This is a genomic window from Solidesulfovibrio aerotolerans (genome assembly GCF_009856865.1).
Classification (GTDB): Bacteria; Desulfobacterota; Desulfovibrionia; order Desulfovibrionales; family Desulfovibrionaceae; genus Solidesulfovibrio; species Solidesulfovibrio aerotolerans.
Map to the genome: position 1 here is coordinate 1 of NZ_WVUD01000035.1, position 20,051 is coordinate 20,051.

General features: G+C 63.7%; 16 protein-coding genes. 7 read left to right on the top strand and 9 right to left on the bottom strand.

Annotated elements, in window-relative coordinates:
* Positions 1–106: 106 nt before the first annotated feature.
* A complete protein-coding gene (locus tag GTA51_RS15525) occupies positions 107–667 on the bottom strand; it encodes a glycoside hydrolase family 3 N-terminal domain-containing protein (protein WP_160962657.1) in 561 nt (186 codons plus the stop codon).
* A 59-nt stretch (positions 668–726) separates the two neighbouring features.
* Positions 727–1,599: a DMT family transporter gene (locus tag GTA51_RS15530; protein WP_160962659.1), complete on the bottom strand. Its 873-nt coding sequence runs from the start codon at positions 1,597–1,599 to the stop codon at positions 727–729.
* A 318-nt stretch (positions 1,600–1,917) separates the two neighbouring features.
* Between GTA51_RS15530 and GTA51_RS15535 the strand changes: the two genes are divergently transcribed.
* The 6 genes from GTA51_RS15535 (at position 1,918) to GTA51_RS15560 (ending at position 7,955) form a co-directional block, all read left to right on the top strand.
* Entirely contained in the window at positions 1,918–3,384 is a 1,467-nt protein-coding gene (locus tag GTA51_RS15535; RefSeq protein WP_160962661.1) for a DEAD/DEAH box helicase, read from the top strand.
* Between the two features lie 144 nt (positions 3,385–3,528).
* Complete coding sequence (locus tag GTA51_RS15540) at positions 3,529–4,218, top strand: hypothetical protein (protein ID WP_160962663.1); 690 nt, start codon at positions 3,529–3,531, stop codon at positions 4,216–4,218.
* 78 nt (positions 4,219–4,296) lie between these two features.
* Positions 4,297–5,220: an ABC transporter ATP-binding protein gene (locus GTA51_RS15545; RefSeq protein ID WP_160962665.1), complete on the top strand. Its 924-nt coding sequence runs from the start codon at positions 4,297–4,299 to the stop codon at positions 5,218–5,220.
* Complete coding sequence (locus GTA51_RS15550) at positions 5,217–6,002, top strand: ABC transporter permease (RefSeq protein WP_160962667.1); 786 nt, start codon at positions 5,217–5,219, stop codon at positions 6,000–6,002. The genes GTA51_RS15545 and GTA51_RS15550 overlap by 4 nt, the downstream gene beginning before the upstream one ends.
* 71 nt (positions 6,003–6,073) lie before the next feature.
* Positions 6,074–6,718 carry a TetR/AcrR family transcriptional regulator gene (locus tag GTA51_RS15555; RefSeq protein ID WP_160962669.1) on the top strand — a complete coding sequence of 215 codons (645 nt, stop codon included), beginning with the start codon at positions 6,074–6,076 and terminating at the stop codon, positions 6,716–6,718.
* Between the two features lie 217 nt (positions 6,719–6,935).
* Positions 6,936–7,955, top strand: coding sequence for a hypothetical protein (locus GTA51_RS15560; protein ID WP_160962671.1), 1,020 nt, complete (start codon positions 6,936–6,938; stop codon positions 7,953–7,955).
* A gap of 54 nt (positions 7,956–8,009) precedes the next feature.
* Here the strand turns inward: GTA51_RS15560 and GTA51_RS15565 are convergent, their stop codons facing one another.
* The 3 genes from GTA51_RS15565 to GTA51_RS15575 all read right to left on the bottom strand — a co-directional run bounded on the left by GTA51_RS15565 (position 8,010) and on the right by GTA51_RS15575 (position 12,637).
* Entirely contained in the window at positions 8,010–8,597 is a 588-nt protein-coding gene (locus tag GTA51_RS15565; protein ID WP_160962673.1) for a chemotaxis protein CheC, read from the bottom strand.
* Positions 8,598–8,616: 19 nt separating this feature from the next.
* On the bottom strand, positions 8,617–8,970 hold the full coding sequence (locus GTA51_RS15570) for a response regulator (RefSeq protein ID WP_160962675.1): 354 nt from the start codon (positions 8,968–8,970) through the stop codon (positions 8,617–8,619).
* 79 nt (positions 8,971–9,049) lie between these two features.
* Positions 9,050–12,637: an ATP-binding protein gene (locus GTA51_RS15575; RefSeq protein WP_160962677.1), complete on the bottom strand. Its 3,588-nt coding sequence runs from the start codon at positions 12,635–12,637 to the stop codon at positions 9,050–9,052.
* Between the two features lie 192 nt (positions 12,638–12,829).
* On the opposite strand from GTA51_RS15575, the gene GTA51_RS15580 reads away from it, so the two are divergent.
* Positions 12,830–13,675 (top strand): ABC transporter substrate-binding protein, encoded by an 846-nt coding sequence (locus tag GTA51_RS15580; RefSeq protein ID WP_160962679.1) that lies wholly within the window; start codon positions 12,830–12,832, stop codon positions 13,673–13,675.
* A gap of 399 nt (positions 13,676–14,074) precedes the next feature.
* On the opposite strand, the gene GTA51_RS15585 is transcribed toward GTA51_RS15580, so the two are convergent.
* The 4 genes from GTA51_RS15585 to groL all read right to left on the bottom strand — a co-directional run bounded on the left by GTA51_RS15585 (position 14,075) and on the right by groL (position 20,025).
* Positions 14,075–16,666, bottom strand: coding sequence for a cobyric acid synthase (locus GTA51_RS15585; protein ID WP_160962681.1), 2,592 nt, complete (start codon positions 16,664–16,666; stop codon positions 14,075–14,077).
* The gene (locus GTA51_RS15590) at positions 16,663–17,733 is read right to left on the bottom strand and encodes a PDC sensor domain-containing protein (RefSeq protein ID WP_160962683.1); all 1,071 of its coding nucleotides are present in this window, start codon (positions 17,731–17,733) and stop codon (positions 16,663–16,665) included. The genes GTA51_RS15585 and GTA51_RS15590 overlap by 4 nt, the downstream gene beginning before the upstream one ends.
* 23 nt (positions 17,734–17,756) lie before the next feature.
* Positions 17,757–18,191, bottom strand: coding sequence for a YidH family protein (locus GTA51_RS15595; RefSeq protein ID WP_160962685.1), 435 nt, complete (start codon positions 18,189–18,191; stop codon positions 17,757–17,759).
* Between the two features lie 193 nt (positions 18,192–18,384).
* Entirely contained in the window at positions 18,385–20,025 is a 1,641-nt protein-coding gene (gene groL, locus GTA51_RS15600; RefSeq protein WP_160962687.1) for a chaperonin GroEL, read from the bottom strand.
* Between the last annotated feature and the right edge of the window lie 26 nt (positions 20,026–20,051).

Here is a 20,051-nt window from a genome sequence, read left to right on the forward strand (position 1 = left end):
GGCTGGTGCAACGAAATCTGTTTCAGCAATGTGAAATTCTCGACCTCATTGACCCGCGACGGCAACGCTTAAAACCAAACAATTCTAGCAGGCTATCTCTTCTAAATTAGCCGGACAGAAATGATTGTTGATCTAAATCTAAATTAGGACCCAATACCATATTAACTCCAAGCGTGCGAAGCTGGGTAGCTAATACTTGGCCAGCCATCGAAATAAGTTTCCCGTTTACCATGGACAAGGCAAGTGGCTCTATCGGGGGATGTATAATGCCAGTTAATGAATTAATTCCTGGTGTTTCAAAATCGCCAGCGATAAAAAGAGGCACAGGGTTCTTATTTTGTGCTGCTTCAATCTGAAGGTAGTTATGAAATGAAATAATTTTGTTGATCTTTGCTTCGTGTGAATATTTAGAGGAACTTCTGTAGTTATAGTTTGTAACGTAAAATCCCCCCACGTGAAGCTCTGTAATCATTTTTTTTATATCATCATATCTCTCGACCTCTTCAAATGAAGCCGGTAATCCGACCAGAAGCACCTGTCCAACACACTCTTCAAGTGACATATTTGCGACGAAGGCGTCAATTTCATTCTTCAAATGGTTAGTACCCGCAAGAGCAGCACAGGCGGGGAAAAGCAAAAAAATAATAAACAAGTTGAAGTATTTCATAAGTTCCTCGTTAATATTAATTAATAAGTATTATATGTTTTTTCAAATGTCAAGACGTGTTAAAGGCCTCGCTGCACCCCCAACCCCGCCAGAATCAGCCCCAGCCCGACCACGGTGGACGGCAATATGGCCTCCCCCACGAAGAAATGGATCAGCAGCAGCGAGCAAAACGGTGAGAGAAAAATCAGATTCGCCACTCGCGCGGCGTTTTCGGCGCATTTAAGCGCGGTCAGCCACGTCACAAAGGCCAGCCCCATCTCGAAGACGCCGACGTAGGCTGCGCCGGCCAGCCCCTGCCAGGAGTCGGGCCAGAGGTTGGAGAAGCACAGGACGGCCAAAAGCGTGAGCGGCAGGCTGCACAGGAAATTGGCGAGCAGCCCGACGACCGGATCGCGGTCGTCTTTGGTGCCGAGAATCCAGTAGAGCGCCCAGACCACCGTGGAGACAAGCGCCAGGACCACGCCGGACGGGCTGGCAAAGTGCAGGCCCAGCACGTCGCCGTGGGTGGCGATGACCACCACGCCGGCATAGCTCACCACCAGCGCCGCAACATCCCGGCCGCGCAGCTTCTGGCCGAGCATGGGCACGGCGAGCAGTGACAGGGTGATGGCCCAGGTGTAGTTGAGCGGCTGGGCCTCCTGGGCCGGCAGCAGATCGTAGGCGGCAAAAAGGATCGTATAATAAAGGAACGGATTGAGCGCGCCCAAAAGAAACGAGCGCCGCCATTGGGCGCGGCTGAGCGCGCGCACCAGCCCGAGCCGGCCGGTTGCGGCCAGGATGGCGGCCAGGGTCAGGCACGAAGCCAGACTGGCGAAAAAGAGCAATTGCAGCGGGGTCAAGTGGGCCAGGGACAGCTTAAAGGCCGAGGCCACCGTGGACCACATGGCGACGGTAGCCAGGGCATAGCGCGTGGCCCGTTTTTGATCCTTCATGGAAACTCCGGTGTTTGCAGCTGTTTACCCTCGGTCGGGACAAAAACCAAGGCTATTTCCGAGCTGCCTGGTTGACAACCGTCGCAAAATCCGTATTCTGACGTTTTGGCATTCATCGGTCCAGGGCACCGTTCCCGTGACGTGGTCTCGCTGCAAACTCGTCACTCCCACCCGGAACGCCTTATCCCCCCGATGGCCACTGGCCCCGATCTTCCGATTCCTGACGCGGCCCGCAGCTTCCGTTTCTCGCATCGCCGATCGCCCCCGCGCGCGAATTTTACAGTTGCGCGGATACACGTCTTGCCAAAGGATATCCTTTTGAGCTTCGATTCTTTTTGCCTCCACGCTTCCCTTGTCGCCAATATCAAGCGCATCGGCTACGAAAACCCCACCCCCATCCAGACCGAATCCATCCCGCAGATTCTGGAAGGACGCGATCTGATGGGTCTGGCCCAGACCGGCACCGGCAAAACCGCTGCCTTCGTACTGCCGATCCTGCACCGTTTGCTGACCACCCCGGCCAAGTCCCGCTCGCCGCGCACCCTGATCCTGGCCCCGACCCGCGAGCTGGCCGAACAGATTTTCCGCTCCGTCCTTGACTTCATGCGCGGCACGCGTCTGCGCGCCACGGTCATCTACGGCGGCGTCGGCATGTTCCCGCAAACCCGGGCTTTGCGCCAGGGCGTGGACATCATCGTCGCCTGCCCGGGCCGTCTGCTTGACCACATGAACCAGGGCAACGTCCGTTTCGACGGCCTGGAGACGCTGGTTCTCGACGAAGCCGACCACATGTTCGACATGGGCTTTTTGCCCGATATCAAGCGCATCCTGTCCGCTCTGCCGGCCAGCCGCCAGACGCTGCTGTTCTCCGCCACCATGCCTTCGGCCATCTCCGGCCTGGCTGGCGAGACGCTGACCGATCCGGTCACCGTGCGTATCGGCCATCTGGCCCCCCTGTCCACGGTGGAACATGCCATCTACCCGGTGTCCCACAACCAGAAGGCCCCGCTGCTCCTGCATCTGCTGGGCGAGGCCGGAAAGTCGTCGGTCATCGTTTTCACCCGCACCAAGCACCGGGCCAAGAATCTGGCCCTGCAACTGTGCCGCTCCGGCCATAAGGCCACCTGCCTGCAGGGCAACCTGTCCCAGCGCCAGCGCCAGATCGCCATGGAAGGCTTCCGTCGCGGTTCGTTCCAGGTGCTGGTGGCGACCGACATCGCCGCCCGGGGCATTGACGTTTCCGAGGTGGGCCACGTCATCAACTTCGATATCCCGGACACCGCCGAGGCCTACACCCACCGCATCGGCCGCACCGGCCGGGCCGAACATGACGGTCAGGCCCACACCTTCGTCACCGGCGAAGACGTCGGCATGGTCCGCGCCATCGAGTCCCATATGAAAAAGCCCCTGCCGCGTCGCGAGCTGGCCGGCTTTGAGCCCGAGCCCGGCGAATTCCGCCGCTCGGCTGCGCCTTCGCGCTACCCGACCCGTCGCCCCAGCTACGGCGACCGGGGCCGCCAGGGCGACCGTCCCTACGGCAATCGTCCCTCGGGCGACCGCTCCTACGGTGATCGCAATGCCCGTCCGGCCCACGCCGCTTCGGCCCAGGGCGACCGCCCGCGCGACGACCGCCCCCAGGGCGACCGTCCCCGCGCCGACCGTCCCCAGGGTGAGCGTCCCCGTACCGACCGGCCGCGCACCGACGACCGCCGCCCCTCCTTCGGCGCTTCCGCCGACGGCGGCAGCCAGCGTCCCCGCCGGCCCCAGAGCGCTTCCGCCGCGTAGGCCTGCCTCCATATGATGCCAAAAGGCCGCTCCGACTCGTCGGGGCGGCCTTTTTCAGATACATAGACAAGGGGCAGGCTTATGGCTACATGCTAGGCCGTGCCACCTGCGGGCCGCCAGAAAAAAAGTCCAGGAACACCGTGCATGAGCAGCCACAAAGAGTACCGTCTCGACCTCGACCGCATCGAGGAATCCCTGCGCGCCGTGCAGGCCGGTTTCGAGCGCATAAGCGAACATCTGCTCATGCGCCGTGAGCCGCTCACCGACCAGATCATCGCCAATCTGCTCTTGGGCTACGCCTACGTGGACCAGTTGCTGGAAGACGGGGTGGAGGTCTTTTCGCCTTCGGGCCTCGACCATATCCTGGAACTCAACCACATCGTGCTGTGCGGCGATAACGACAGCGTGCGCCTGGAATACGGCTCCCATCTGCTGGAAACCCGCCACCGGTTCGCCAACGGCATTGGCGAGATCGCCGACTGGTACGAGGCCAAGCGCCACAAGTCCGCTGTGCGCCGGGCAGCCGGGGTCTATGTGCTGGGTGTCAGCCAGCCGCAGCTTTTTCTCGAAGGCAACCACCGCACCGGGGCGCTGGTGGCCAGCTACATCCTGGTCCAGGAGGGCCTGCCGCCCTTTGTCCTGACCCCGAAAAATGCCGTGGCCTATTTTAACCCTTCGACCATGATCAAATACCGCGACAAGCAAAAGTTTTTTGATCGCCAATACTATCTCAAGAAATACCGGCGGGTGTTGCAGAACTTTTTCGAGGAGACCCTGGACAAGCGCTTTCGCCGATCCCTGCGTCTGGACAAAGAAAAGACCGAGCGCCGCTAAAGGCCGGTCTGCGCCATCGCGGTGCCCAGCCCCAAAAACCCTCTGGCAGACTGCCGCGTCCTGGCGTAGAGGATGCTCATGGAGATTACCGACGAGCAACCGGTTCTGTCTGTCGCGGCGGCGCACAAGACCTACGGCACGTTTACGGCTGTGGACAGCGTGAGCTTTGCCGTGCGCCGGGGCGAATGCTTCGGCCTGCTTGGTCCCAACGGGGCCGGCAAGACCACCACCATCCGCATGATCTACGGCTTTTCCCCCGCAACCGGCGGCACCATCCAGGTCTTTGGCCAGGACATACGCACCGGTTTTCGGCGCATCCGGGCCAGACTCGGGGTCTGCCAGCAGGGCAACACCCTGGACCCGGATTTGAGCGTCCTGGAAAACCTGCTGGTTTTTGCCAGCTATTTCGGCATCAAAAGGCGCGAGGCCGAGGTCCGGGCCGCCGAACTGCTGGCCTTTTTCGCCCTGGAAGCCAAAAAGCGCTTCCAATACGACGAACTCTCCGGCGGCATGGCGCGGCGCCTCATGCTGGCCCGGGCCATTATCAACCGCCCGGACCTGCTCATCCTCGACGAACCGACCACCGGCCTTGATCCCCAGTCGCGAAACACCCTCTGGGACCGGCTGCTCGATCTCAAACGCCAGGGGATGACCATCCTTTTGACCACCCACGCCATGGAGGAGGCCGAGCGGTTTTGCGACCGGCTGTGCATCATCGATCATGGCCGGGTGGCGGCCGAGGGCGTGCCGGCAGCCCTGGTGGCCGCCCGGGCCGGGTGCTACGCCCTGGAGGTGGAGTCCCCGGAAGAGGCCATGGCCGAGCATCTGCACGAAGCGGGCATCCGCTTTGACCGCTCGGGGCGGCGTCTTATTGTCTATGGGGACGACAAGGCGGCGCTTATTGCTTTGCGGGAGCGCTTTTGCGCCGAAGCGGGCTTTATCCGGGCCGCCACCCTGGAAGACGTGTTTTTGCGCTTAACCGGCAGGGAGCTTCGGGAATGATCACGGACGCACGCTTTTCCTGGCTTTTCCTGGCGGTCTGGCGGCGCAATCTGCGGGTCTATCGCCGCATCTGGGTGATCAATTTCCTGCCGCCCATGCTCGAGCCGCTGTTTTATCTGCTGGCCTTTGGCCTGGGTTTTTCAGGGCTTATCAGCGAGGTCGTCTGGCACGGCCGGGCCATGAGCTACACCGACTTTTTCGCCCCGTCCATGCTGGCGGCCACGGTCATGTGGCAGGCCTTTTTGGAAACATCGTACAGTTCGTTTGTGCGCATGTTTTACCAAAAAACCTACGATTCCCTGCTGGCAACGCCGCTCACCGTTGACGAGATCATCGTGGCCGAAATCGTCTGGGGGGCCACCCGGGCGGTCATTGCCGCCGCAGCCATGCTGGCTGTCGTGGCTGCCCTGGGCTATGCGCCGAGCTGGCAGGCCCTGGCTGTGCTGCCCATCGCCTTTCTCGGCGGGCTGACCTTTGGGGCCATGGGCATGGCCTTCACCAGTGTCACGTCCTCCATCGACATGTTCAACATTCCGGTCTTTCTGGTCATCACCCCTATGTTTCTTTTCTCCGGCACCTTTTTCCCCCTGACCGGCCTGCCGGCCTGGGCGGCCGGGCTGGCTTCGACGTTGCCGCTCTATCATCTGGCCGAGTTGACGCGCTCGGCCTGCCTGGGCCTCCTTGGTCCGGCTTCCCTGGGCAGCGCTGCCGTGCTGGCCGCCTTTGCTGCGGTTTTTATCCCGCTCTCCCTGGTCGGCATGCGCCGGCGTCTCGTCAAATAAATCCCTGCCCCTGGCGCGTGGGCCGGAGAAACCCGTTGACAATGTCACTTGCCGGTGACTAAGACGCAGCCATGGCTGTCGCCCGTTCCCCCAAAAATGCCCCAGGCCTGCCAAAAGACCGCGAGGCCACCAAACGCCGGCTCATTGCCGCTGTTGGGCGGGTACTGGCCCGGCAAGGCTTCCGGGCCGTCGGGGTCAATGCCGTGGCCCGCGAGGCCGGGGTGGATAAGGTGCTTATCTACCGCTACTTCGACGGGTTGCCCGGGCTGGTGGCCGCCTTTTCCCGGGAGGGCGACTTCTGGCCCGATGTGGACGAACTGGCCGGCGGCGACAGGCAGGCTTTTTTGGCCCTGTCCTTCACTGAACGGATGGTGGCGGCGGCCCGCAACTATCTGCGCGCCATCCGGACGCGGCCGTTGACCCAGGAGATTCTGTCCTGGCGGTTTCTCGAACACAATGAGCTGACCGAGGCCCTGGATACCACCCGGGCCGAGGTAGGGCAGGACTTCCTGGAACTGGTCTCCGCCGGCGTGGCCTTGCCGCCGGTGGACCTCACCGCTTTCAACGCCCTGATCGGTGCGGCCATCCACCATCTGGTCGTGCGGGAACTGCACGAACCAAACTTTGTTGGCCTGCCGCTGGATAACCCGGCCAGTTGGGATCGCCTGGAGGCCATGATCGGGTGCATCATCCGCGGGGTGCTGGACCAGGGTTGAGGCGCGGCCTTTTTTTGGGCAAATTGTGTCACTGCAAAGTGACAACAGAGTCGGGCAAGCTGCTCCGGCCACCGTTGGCCGCTGTCGGTCGTCGGCGGTCGTCGTTGGTCAGGGGATCAAGCCGGAGCGTATTTTGGGTTTATAATGTCACCGCAAAGTGACAAACGCCACCCAGCTAGTCGGCAAGGTGGTCGTCCAACCAGTCAAGGAGGTTTGTATGAACCGTTTGTGGCATTACTGCCGGCCCCTGGCCGGCGACTCCCCGCGCGCCAGGATCGTGCAGCAAGTCGTGTTTGGGTTGGGGTTGCTGGCGGCAGCCTTGCTGCTGGCCGCCATCAGCGAGGCCCGGGCCGCCGAAGGGGAAGGCGTGGAAGTGGAAGAGGCGCTTGGCACCATGGGTGCGGCCGCCGCCCGCCAGGACGGCGCGACAAAGCCTGCCTGGGGCGAGGGCCTGGGCCTGTCGGGCGAGGGTAGTTACGTGGCCCCGGCCAAAGTGTCGGGGGCTTCAATGTCGGTGTGGCAGGAGGAGGCCAAGATCACCTACGACACCGGAACGGTGGGGGTGGATCTGGGCTATGTGACCGGACAGTATGCTTTTTCCAACGTGGGCCGGTTGCCGTTCGCCGGCCAGGCACCCTTTGAGCGCCTCTCCCGTCTGGAGGCCGGTCTGACGGTGCAGGGCGGGTTGTGGGACGACATCAGTGGCTTTGTCGGACTGCGCGGCACGATGGGCTATGAAAAGGCGCTCACCGCCAGGGGCCTTGGCGGCACGGCCCTGGCCGGCCTGAGCCTGCCTCTGGGCCGGCAGTGGCGTATGACCGTGGGCGGAGGCGTTTCCCTGACGCCTGTGGCGGTGCAGGCCGTGCCGCTGCTCTCGTTTCGCTACGCACCGGACTCCCTGCCGGAGTTGACCGCCGAACTGGGTTTCCCGCGCACGGAAGTGGCCTGGCGCGGCGGTTCCTGGTGGGGCCTGCGTCTGACCGGCGGCATCGAAGGCGGCCAGTATCGACTGGCCGAGGACAATCCGGCGGCCCCGGACGGCGTGGCCGATCTTTTTTCAGCCCGGGTCGGTGCCTGGGTGGACGTCTACCCGGCCCGGGGGCTGGGGATCAGCCTCGGGGCGCTCTACGCCCTGCCGGGTACCATGACGCTGTACCGGGAAAGCGGCTCGCGGCTGAAAACCTATGACACAGGCGGCGCACCGGGCGGCGCGCTGCGGCTGCGTTACGACTTCTAGTGTCGCGTTCGGCAATTGTCCCATGCCACACGAGCATCAACGGCCGTCAGGCGCTTAACCGGCGGCCAGGGTGTCGATGGCTCCGAGCAGCGAATCAAACGACGAGAGGCTGAAGATGATGAGCACCTCGCCGTCAATGAGGTGGTCTTTCATGCTGAACTGGGTGCTGGCCACCAGGATCATGCCGGTGCCGGTGCCGATGATGGAGGCGATGTCGGATTCGAGGTAGTCCGGGGGCGAATAGCGCAAAGGTTCGCGCAGGATATTGGCGATGGAGCCCATGACGCCGTTGAGCACGATATTGCCCACTTCCTGCAAGGTGGCCGTGCGCATGCCTTCGTCTTCGGGCATGGCTCCCTGGCCGAGCACCACGCGCACGAGCTTGGAGGCGGAATCGGGCGGAAAAATGAGCGCGCTTATGCCGGCGAATTCGCCGGTAAACGAGAGCTGTACGGCAGAAAAGATCGAATTGGACCGGGCGGCATACTGGTCGGCCAATTGCCCGGGGGTCAAGACCCGCAGGACCGGCACCTGGAGCTGGATGTGGGTGTTGACCATCTGGTTGAGCATGCCGGCGGCCCGGCCGACCCCGATATTGATCAATTCCTGGATGATGTCGAGCTGCAAGGAGGTAAGCGGCATGGCAGTGTGGGCCTTTTCGCTAGACAAGGGCTGCAAGGGTTTGGCGCAAGACGCCCATATCGACGGGTTTATTGAGGAACACGCAGGCCCCGAGTTCCATGCAGCGCGCCCGGGTGGTCTCCTGGATGTCGGCCGTAACCACGCAGATACGGATGCCCGGCAGTTCCCGGGACAAGACTTCCATGACCGCGATGCCACCCGGATCAGGCATGTTGAGGTCCAGGAGCAGGGCGTCGGGACGGTGTTCCCGCACGATGCGCAGGCACTCTTCGCCGTCCTTGGCCTCAAGGACGGTGAAGCCGGCCTCTTTGGCTATTTTTGACGCCTGAAAACGCTGGAACATGGAATCGTCGGCAATGAGCAGGGTGGGCATGGCGGTTTTCCTGTACCAGCCGTCGGGGGCTGGAGTGGGCGCAAAGGGTTGACGGTTTGGGCACGGCGTCCAGGCGGCGTCACATCTGGCCGCAGCAAACGTGGACGGCGTGAAAAGCTTGTATGAGTTGGCGCAACAACAGTTCTGCCTGTTCGTTTTGTCGCGTGTTGCCGGCGCGTTCCAGGGCGGCGGCCAGTTCCTGGCACCGGGCAGCACCGATGGTGGCGGCCGCCGACTTCATGGTGTGGGCGTGCAGGGCCAGGCCGGCCATGTCGTGCCCTGCCAGGGCGTGGCCGGCCGCCTCCAGGCGTTTTTCAAACTCCACCAGGGAGATGGAAAGGATGGGGGCAAACGTCGCCTGATCGACGCCCAGGCGCGTGAGGGCCCATTCCACATCCAGCACCCCCTGGGGGCCGGGAGGGCAGGCCGGTTCTGTGTGTGGCGGCGGTGTCCGGGCTGGTTCAGGCGAAGTGTCCCCGGGCGATGCGTCCCCGGTCTGGGCTGCCGGTCGGGCCAGGCGTTCGATTGTCAGGGCTAACTCCTCGAGATTGATCGGTTTGCCGAGATACGCGTTCATCCCGGCTTCGACGCAGGCCTGGCGCACCTCTGTGGAGACATGGGCGGTGACGGCCACGATGGGTACCTGCGGATTGAACACCGGCGCATCAATGCGGCCGCCGGCCCGGATGAGCCGGGCGGCGGTAAGACCGTCCATGGACGGCATCTCAATGTCCATGAGCACGAGATCGAAGTCGGTATCGGCCAGGGCCGCCAGGGCGGCCTCGCCGGAGGTGGCGGCCACGGCCTCGTGCCCGAGCTTATGCAGATGGATGTCCATAAGCTTGATATTGACCGGGTTGTCCTCGGCCAACAGCACCTTAAGGCCCCGTCTGGCGGGCTTGGGCGCTTGGAGGTGGTCGGCCGTATCGTTGGTCTGGCAGCCCGCGACCAGGGGAACGGACAGGGTGAAGCGGCTGCCCTTGCCCGGGGTGGAGGCCACCCGGATCTCGCCGCCCATGAGCCGGGCCAGATCGCGGCTGATGGCCAGCCCCAGGCCTGAGCCGCCGAAGTGCCTGGCCGTGGAATTGTCGGCTTGGCGGAAGCTCTCGAAAATGATGTCGCTAAGTTCCGGCTCGATGCCGATGCCGGTGTCGGCCACGGAAAATTCCAGCCGGGCGATGCCGTCCGGGGCAGGGCAGGCATGGCAGGCCCGCAGGGACACACCGCCGCTGGCGGTAAATTTGACGGCATTGCCCACGAGATTGACCAGAATCTGGCGAACCTTGCCCGGATCGCCGCAGACCTGATGGGGAACACCCGGGGTGATATCCAGGCTGAGCCACAGGCCTTTGTCCCGGGCCGAGACCTCCAGGGTCTTGACCACGGCGCGCAGCACCGCATGCAGATCGTAATCCACCAGCTCCAATTCCATCTGGCGGGCCTCGATCTTCGAGAAATCCAGAACATCGTTTAAGATGCCCAGCAGATGCCGGGCCGCTTCGTGGACGGTCTCCAGATAATCGCGTTGTTCCGGCGAAAGCGCGGTGCCAAGCGTCAGGTCGGTCAGGCCCAGGATGGCGTTCATGGGCGTGCGGATTTCATGGCTCATGCTGGCCAGGAAGCGGCTTTTGGCCTGGTTGGCCCGGTCGGCCTCCTCCTTGGCCGCGTGCAGGGCGGCCAGATTGCGGCGGCGTTCCACGCCAAGGGCGAGCTGCTCGGCCACGGACAGGAGCAGTTCCGCCTCCTTTTTGCCGAACTGGGCCGGATTGGAATAATGGCGCACCGCCATGACCCCGAGCACTTCCTGGCGCACCCGGATGGGAACCCCCAGCCAGATTTCAGGGGTGCGTCCGGGACAGGTCAAGCCGGTCAGCCGCATCACCCGGCGGGTGACCAGCAGGGGGTGGGCCGTGCGCATGACCTCGACCAGGACGCTGGATTCCTTGAAGTCGCTGAAATTGTCTTTGGTCAGGGGGATGATCCGGTTGTTCAGGCCGGTGATGGGCGGCGGCTGGGACTCGGATTGGCTGGTAAACAGGGCGTAGTCCAGGCAGTCGCGTTCCCGGTCGGCCAGGGCAATGCAGAATTCCCGGACATCGAGGGCCTCGCCCAGGATGTTGCGGATGGCCGCGAACAGGCTGTCCATGTCCTCTTCCGTGGCCACGGCGCTGGAGACCCGATACAAAAGGGAAGTGGTCTTTTCGCTTTCCCGCAATTCCTCCACGGCCAGCCGCGTGTCGGTCAGATCGCGGGCGCTGACCACCACGCAGCGCAGATCGGGGTTTTCCTCGGACCAGGGCGAATAATGGATGGACAGATAGCGGCGGCCCAGGGCCGGCAGCGTCACCCAGCGGTCGAAATGGACGTTTTTCCCGTTCATGCACTCGGTCAGACGCGGGAGCAGCACTTGTTTGACATAGTCCGGGTCGAGGAACTCCGCCACGTTGTGCCCGATAATGGCCTCGCGCGGCCGGCCAAAGACGCGCACATAGGCGTCGTTGACGAACAGATAGACGCCCTGCGGGTCCATCAGGCTCACCAAGTCTGAGGAGGCGGCAATGATGCGGGCATAGCGGCGCAGATATTGTTCGGCGCTGTCTATGGCCGAGCAGTCCTGCACGAAATGTTCGAAATGAAGCGTTTCGCCCTGGGGGTCGCAAACGGCGCGCACTTCCCGCCGGGTGGCCAACTCTGTCCCGTCACGCTGGCGCATGACTGTCTCGAATCGTTCCAGCCGGCCGGTCTCGGCCAGTTGCCGTTCCAACTCGTGGCGCCGAACAGGATCGGCATACAGCTGGCCGCCGATGTCCGTGACGGTCTGCATCAGCTCTTGCGGCGAATCATAGCCGTACAGGCTGGCCAGGGCGGCATTGGCTTGCAGATAACGCCCCTGGGGCGTGCTGAGGGCAATGCCTAGCGGGGCATGGTCAAACACGGCGCGATAGCGGCCCTCCCGCAGCGCCAGATCGGTATTTTCCCGGTTCAGGCGTTCAATGGCCCGCTCCAGCCGGACCGTCCGCTCGCGCACCCGGCGATCAACCAGCGCGGCCTCGGTGCGGACCATGCGCTCCAGGCGGTACGGCTCGGACACGTCCACAAGCACGCCCGTGCCCATCACGTCCTCGCGGTCCTTGCCCACAAGCTCCAGCACCAGACTGCCGTGCCGCGTTTCGCCGTTGTGGCGGCAAAACAGCACACCCAGGGCCTGGCGGTCGCCAGGAGCGGCCAGGGCGGCCCAGGCCGCCCTGGCCGCATCGAGACTTTGGGGAAACACCCCTTCAAAAAAAGTCAACGCCGCTTCCTGGCGCGCCTTGCCGCCATGGCCAAGCAGCCGCCGCAACGACGCCGCCGCGCGGATCAGGTCGCTGCCCAGCCGCCAGGAAAACACCCCCAGCCGGGCATGGGCCGCAGCCCAGTCGATGGAGGCGTCCAACGCGTCTTTCTCGCCCCGGCCAAAAAGAAACAGCACCGCCGGGTCCACTTCCAGGGCCAGACAAAAGGCCTCAATGACGGCCAAAGACGGTGCGGCCGCCCCGCGCTCCACTTTGTTGCAATGTTCCAAGGAGATGCCGGACCGCTCAGCCAGCGTGGCCTGGGTCAGGCCGCGCAACCGTCGCAGATGCCGCAATCTGCGGCCGAGAATATGGCTGAAATCAGTCCGGTCCATACGTCCTTCCCGCGGGCAGCCCCGCGCCTGGATGTATTAAAAACACGTAACGACATTACGTGTAAAGCCTTTCTGACCCGTCGCGGCTGCTCGCCAAAAATAACATAAATACCTGTTTATGAAGGAAATTGTTGACATCGGTTGACATGGATGCTGTAGAATATATGAAAATAGTATTCCGGAGGACTCGCCATGCGCCTGCTCAGTCTCGTGACCCTGGCCCTGTGTCTGCTCACCGCCACCGCCCAGGCCGGCCCCAAGGCCGAAGAAAGTTATGGTCCCGGCCCCCAGACCTTCACCCTGGCCACCGGCAGCCCCGGTGAACTCGGACTGCTCAAAGTCCTCGGCGAAAGCTACTGCACCCCCAAAGGCTGCCGCCTGGACTGGGTCAAAGCCGGTTCCGGGCAATCCCTTGATCTGCTCAAAAGCGGCGAAGTGGACATGATCATGGTCCATGCCCCGGCCGCCGAGAAAAAAGCCGTGGCCGACGGCTGGGCCGGTTGCGCAACACTCATAGGCTCCAATGAATTCTTTATCGTCGGGCCGGCCAGCGACCCGGCCGGCATCGCCAAAGCCACCACCGCCGCCGACGCCTACAACAAGATCGCCAAAGCCCAGGCCAAATTCTTCTCGCGCGGCGACAACTCCGGTACCCACAAAAAAGAAATGGATACCTGGAAAGATGCCGGTCTCGAACCTGCCGGCGACTGGTACGTGGTCACCAAAGCCTTCATGACCGCCACACTCAAACGCGCCAACGACGAAGGCGGCTACTTCATGACCGACAGCAGCACCTGGGCCGCTGAAAAAAACAATACCCCCAAACTGGCAATCCTCTTTTCCGGCGACAAAAAACTCGTCAATACCTACCACGCCCTGTGCCGCCAAACCGACGGCAAACCAGCCTCCGAACTGGCCACAGGATTTATAGCCTTCGTCGCTTCCCCCCAAGGCCAGAAAATAATCAATACCTTCGGCAAAGACGCCCACGGCGAAGCCCTCTACAACGACGCCGCCTACGCCAAAAAATACGAGTAAGGCTACCGGGGCGTTGCCCCGGCCCCCTACCGGGGCGTTGCCCCGGCCCCCTACCGGGGCGTTGCCCCGGACCCCACCGGGACGCCGTCCCGGACCCTGCCAGGGCGCTGCCCTGGACCTGCCGGGGGGCGACGGCCCCCCGGACCCCCTGGTGGGGTAGAGATTGGACGGGGTAAGGGGCTGGGGCGGACGCGGGGGTGCGGGAAGACTGTTGGCGCGGGAGCGCTTGGCGGCTGCGCCGCATGGGCTGTCGCAATGTGGGCTGCCGACCCTCACCGCGAAGCGCGGCGAGCACGGCAGCCCGCATTGCGACAGCCCGGTTCGCCCGGGAAAGGCAGAAGCATCAGAGCCTGCGGCGCAGGGGATTGCGCCCTATTGTGCCGACCCTAGACGGCGGCTCTACAGCCCAAGGAGCCGGCGCACGGTGGTGAGGCCCAGGCTGGCTTCGATGACGTCGGCCAGCCGGTCGAGTGCCGGTTCCAGGTCATAGGTCGTCACGCGCTCCACCGTCTCCAGCCCCCGCCGCTGGCGCAGGCCGTTGCAAAAGGCCCGGCGATAGGCGTTGGCGTCGAAAATCCCGTGCAGATAGGCCCCCCAGACCGGGAGGTCGGACCGGGCGTAGCCGATGGGTTCGCCGTCGGCGCGGCGCACGGCCACAGCCAGGCCGTCCCCGGGCGTGGTCCGGCCGTGGTGGATCTCGTAGCCGGAAAGGGCCAAGCCGGTCGGTTCGTGGACGGCGTTGGTCAGGGCCAGGGTTTTTTCGGCGGCCAGGGTGGTCCCCAACGGCAAAAGTGCCAGCCCTGCCGCCTCGCCGCGCCCGGATTCCAGGCCCAGCGGATCGCCCACTGTCGCGCCCAGCATCTGCAAGCCGGCGCAAAGTCCCACCACCTCGGTCTTCCCCGTGCCGGCCAAGGCCAAAATGGCGTCGGCCAGTCCCGTTTCCCGCAACCAGGCCAGATCGGCCAGGGTGTTTTTGCTGCCGGGAATGACCACGGCGTCGGGCTGGCCCAGGAGTTGGGCCGTGGTCACCCGGCGCGCCCGGACATCGGCCTCCACGGCAAAGGCGTCCAGGTCGGTGAAATTGGACCCGTGGGGCAGATCGATGACCGCGATGTCCAGGAGGTCGGCCCGCTCAGGCGGCGTTTCGGGCAGGGCGCCGCCATCTTTAAAAGTCACCGAATCCTCTTCCGGCAACCCCAGATCGGGCAGAAACGGCACGACAGCCAGTACGTCGCGTCCGGTGCGTGCTTGTAAAAAGGCGTTGGCCGGGGCGAGCAGCGTGGCGTCACCCCGGAAGCGGTTGAGCACATAGCCGGCAACCAAAGCCCGCTCATCCTCGGGCAGGCATTCCATGGTCCCGAGCAAGCCGGCATAGGCTCCGCCCCGGTCGATATCGGCGGCAAGGAGTACCCGCGCCCCGGCATGGCGGGCCATGGCCATGTTGACGATGTCGTGGGCCTTTAAATTGACTTCGGCCGGGCTGCCCGCACCCTCGATGACCATGACGTCGGCGGTGGCGGCCAGGGCGTCGTAGGCAGCAACGGCGGCGGCAAAGGCGGTGGGTTTATAATTGATGTACTCGCCCACCCGCATGGTTCCGACCGGTTTGCCAAGGACAATGACCTGGGAGCCGAGATCGGAGGTGGGTTTGAGAAGTATGGGGTTCATGCGCACATCCGGGGCCAGCCGGCAGGCCCTGGCCTGGACGATTTGCGCCCGGCCCATTTCCAGGCCGTCAGCCGTGACCCCGGAATTGAGCGACATGTTTTGGGATTTAAACGGGGCCACGGTATAGCCGGCCCGGGTGAGCAGGCGGCAGATACCGGCGGTCAGCACGGATTTGCCGGCGTTGGAGGTCGTGCCCTGGAGCATGAGTGCCGGGGCGCGGCGTTGGGGCCGAGAGGCCGGCAGGGGGCAGGCGTTAAGAACCTGGGCCAGACCGTTGACGATGCGCTCGGTTTCGGCCTCGGGACGCACGGCCAGACGCAGATAGCGGTCGGAGAGGCCGGAAAAATTGGAGCAGTCGCGAAGGGCCACGCCGTGCTCGACCAGCATACGCTGGCAGACTTCCGGGGCGTTGGGGCCGGTCAGGGAAAGCCGGGCCAGCAGGAAATTGGCTGCGCCGGCAAAGACCGTCAGGCCCAGGGAGGTGAGGCCAGCGGCCAAGGCGTCGCGCAGGGGCGGCAGCGCCCGGCGGGTGGCGGCCAGATAGTCGGCGTCGGCCAGGGCGCGCGCGCCAACCGCCTGGGCCAGGGAACCCACCGACCAAGGGGGCAGGGTGCGGCGCACCCAGTCGGCCAGATCGGGGCTGGCGGCCAAAAGGCCCAGGCGCAGGCCCGGGATGGCAAAGCTTTTGGTCAGCGAGAGCAGTACGGCCACGTTATGGGGCCGGGTGCCGGCCAGACTGTGAAAATCGGGGACGAAATCGGCAAAGGCCTCGTCCACCACAAAAAGGCTCTGGGGATGGCGGCCGGCCATGTCCACGATGGCGGCGGCATCGGCCACAAGGCCTGTGGGGTTGGCCGGGCTGGCGATGATGACCAGGGACGGCGAGCGCAGGACCGCTTCGATGCGCTCGGTGTGCAGGGCAAAGCCGTCGAGTTCCGAACCGGGCAGGCGGCGCACGTCCATGCCGGCCTTGTGGCAGGCCACGGCGTAGTCGGCGTAGGCCGGGGAGGGGATGACCGCCCGGGCCAGACCGGTGCAGCGGGGCAGGGCGAAAAGGAGCTCGCTGGTGCCGTTGCCGGCCACGAAATGCGAGGCTGGCGCGCCGTAGCGGGCGACGGCGGCGGCAATAAGCTCGGTTGCTTCCGGGTCGGGATAATGGACCAGTTCGGCCACGCCGGCGCTTAACACGTCGCGCAGCCAAGGGGGCGGCCCCAGCGGATTGATGCTGGCCGAGGCGTCGATGATCCCGGCAGGGGGGCGGCCGCTGGCAGCGGCCAGGGCGCGCAGGTTGCCGCCGTGGGGAGAGGGCTGGTTGTTGTTCACCGGACCGCCTTTTGCGGCACGGCGAGGACCAGATACCAGCCGGTGGTGCGAAGTCTGGCGGCCAGCACCAGCTCCTTGCCGTGCTCAAAGGCCATGGGCCAGTTTTTTTCCGTCTCGGCCCGTTCGATGACAGCTTCGCCAACAGCGTTGACCGTTTCATCCGGCGAGTTCATCCCTTTTTCCAGGCCCATGGCGGCCAGTCCCCGATCCGCCCGGAAATAGACGACCGCGTCGCCGGCCTTGCCGTTTTCGGCGTCAATAAAGGCGGCCAGCGTTGGGTCGCTGGCGGCGATGGCTTTGCCGCGCCGATTGATGAGAAAGGCCCTGGCCCCGGGAATGATGGTCAGATCGGCCAGGACGCGTTTGGAGAGCTGGCCGATGGTCACGTCGCGTGAGGCGACGGCCAACAGTGTCTCGCCGTCAAAGACCGGGCAGGAGACCGTGACCATCATGCCGTCGCCGGCCAGATCGAGATAGGGCGATTCCCAGCCGCAGGCTTTGCCGGCAACATCGGCTATGGTGTAAAAGCCTTTTTCCGTGGGCTTGTAATTATTGACGGCCTCGGCCAGGGGCAGATGAGGATAGATGGCGAAGCTTTGCCCTGGTGTGGTCAGATAGACCCAGGAATAGGGCAGGGACTCGTAGGCGGCGGCCATGGCCGGGGCCAGCCGGGTCAGGGTGGCCATCTCGCGAAAGGTCTGGTCGGTGAAATTTTCGCCGTCGTAGAAAAAAAGCGACTGGCACAGGGCCTTGGCTGCCGGCTCGGGGCCGCAGGGGCCGGCTAAATCGCGAAAGGCCACGGTCCCGTCTTTTAAGGCGTAGCTTAGAAGCGCCCGGCTGCGTTCTTCCGGGGGTGGTGCCGGGGTGTCGCGGGCCAGATCGCGGTAGGCCGTGCCGAGCCCCCTGGCGCTTTGTTCCACAGCGGTCAGGGCGTCGTCCAGGCGGGCGGCGGTTGCTGCGGCCAGGGCGACGGCCAGACGCGATGAAGCGTTGGCCGCCTGGGCCGGGACCGGCAGGGCCAGACTGACGGCCACAAGCGCCAGAAAAAGCATGGACGCTGGTCGCATGGCGACTCCTCCCCTGCGCAGGGTTACTGGAGAATCAGATGCCAGAAGACCGAAGTCAGGCCGACAATCAGGCCGACCACGGCCACGGTGAAAATGATGTCCGGGGTCGGGGTAAAGGCCTTGGCTCCGGTATTGATGCAGCGTCGGATGTACCAGAAGCGCCACACCGCCACAACCATGACCAAAACGCCTGCCGCAAAGGTGGACAGGGTGACGGCCTCGGTGTGCAGATGCTTTTGGGCCATGCCCTCGAACATGGGTACGTTTTGCAATTGGCGGATAAAGAAATCAAAGCGTTCGATGACGAAGCTGAAGCCGAAAAGGGCCAGCCCCGTGCGGCACCAGGCCAAAAAAGTGCGTTCATTGGCTAAGTGGTTGCGCTGCCAGGCGAGAAGCACCTGGGGGTTATTGAGGTCGTAGGGGTGGTTGGTCTGGTCGTTGGGCGTGGCGTCGGGCATGGCGACTCCTTAAGCTGAGGCTGCCCTGGGATAGCCCGGCGGGGCGTGGCTGGTCAACGGGGAGGGGGGGCGCGGGGTGTGGTGGAGACGGGGAGGAATATGGCTTGCACCGGTCACGCAGAGGGGAAAAACGCAAAAAAGGGGGCCGCGCAGCGCGCGGCCCCCTTGACGGTAACCTGGAGGAAACGGTCGGCTAGTACATGCCGCCCATGCCACCCATGCCGCCGCCGGGCATGGCGGGCATGTCTTTCTTGGTGTCGGGCTTTTCGGCAATGGCCGCCTCGGTGGTCAGGAGCAGGCCGGCCACGGAAGCAGAGTTCTGCAGGGCAATGCGGGTGACCTTTTTGGGGTCGATGACGCCGGCCTTGATCAGGTCTTCGTATTCGCCGGTGGAGGCGTTAAAGCCGAAGCCGTCCTTGCCGTCGCGCACCTTGGCGACAACGATGGAGCCTTCGAAACCGGCGTTGCCGGCGATCTGGCGCAGGGGCTCTTCGATGGCGCGACGCACGATCTCGATGCCGGACTGCTCGTCGTCGTCAACGGCCTTGATGGTGGTCAGGCTCTTGACGCAACGGACCAGGGCGACGCCGCCGCCGGGGACGATGCCTTCTTCAACAGCCGCACGGGTGGCGTTGAGGGCATCTTCGACGCGGGCCTTCTTCTCTTTCATCTCGGTCTCGGTGGCCGCGCCGACATTGATGACGGCCACACCGCCGACGATCTTGGCCAGACGCTCCTGCAGCTTCTCTTTGTCGTAGCTGGAGGTGGTCTCGTCGATCTGGGCACGGATCTGCTTCACGCGAGCCTTGATCTTGTCGCCGTCGCCAGCGCCATCAACGATGGTGGAGTTTTCCTTGTCAACGATGACGCGCTTGGCCTTGCCAAGGTCGGTCAGGGTCATGTTCTCGAGCTTAAGCCCCAGGTCTTCGGAGACACACTGGCCGCCGGTGAGGACGGCGATGTCTTCGAGCATGGCCTTGCGGCGGTCGCCAAAGCCCGGGGCCTTGACGGCGCAAACCTGCAGGGTGCCGCGCAGCTTGTTGACAACCAGGGTGGCCAGAGCCTCGCCCTCGATGTCTTCAGCCACGATCAGCAGCGGGCGGCTCATCTTGGCCACCTGCTCCAGAACCGGCAGCAGATCCTTCATGGCGGTGATTTTCTTCTCGTTGATGAGAATCAGCGGCTCGTCGAGCTCGCACACCATGCGCTCGGGATCGGTGATGAAATAGGGGGAGAGGTAGCCGCGGTCGAACTGCATGCCTTCGACGACGTCAAGGGTGGTTTCCATGCCCTTGGCTTCCTCGACGGTGATGACGCCTTCTTTGCCGACCTTGTTCATGGCTTCGGCAATGATGTTGCCGATGGTGGCGTCGGAGTTGGCGGAAATGGTGCCGACCTGGGCGATTTCTTTCTGATCGCGGGTGGGCTTGGCCAGGGTCTCCAGCTCGGCGACGACGGAGGCAACAGCCTTGTCGATGCCGCGCTTGATGGCCATGGGGTTGCGGCCGGCGGCCACGAGCTTGACGCCCTCGGAGTAGATGGCCTGGGCCAGGATGGTGGCGGTGGTGGTGCCGTCGCCAGCGATGTCAGAGGTCTTGGAAGCGACTTCCTTGACCATCTGGGCGCCCATGTTCTCGAACTTATCTTCCAGTTCGATTTCCTTGGCCACGGTGACGCCGTCCTTGGTGATGACCGGGGAGCCGAAGGACTTCTCGATGACCACGTTGCGGCCCTTGGGTCCAAGGGTGACCTTCACGGCGTTGGCCAGCTTGTCGACGCCGCGTTTCAGCTTCTCACGAGCCTTGGAATCGAAAAGAATTTCTTTGGCAGCCATGTATACTCTCCTTGCGCTAAAATTCT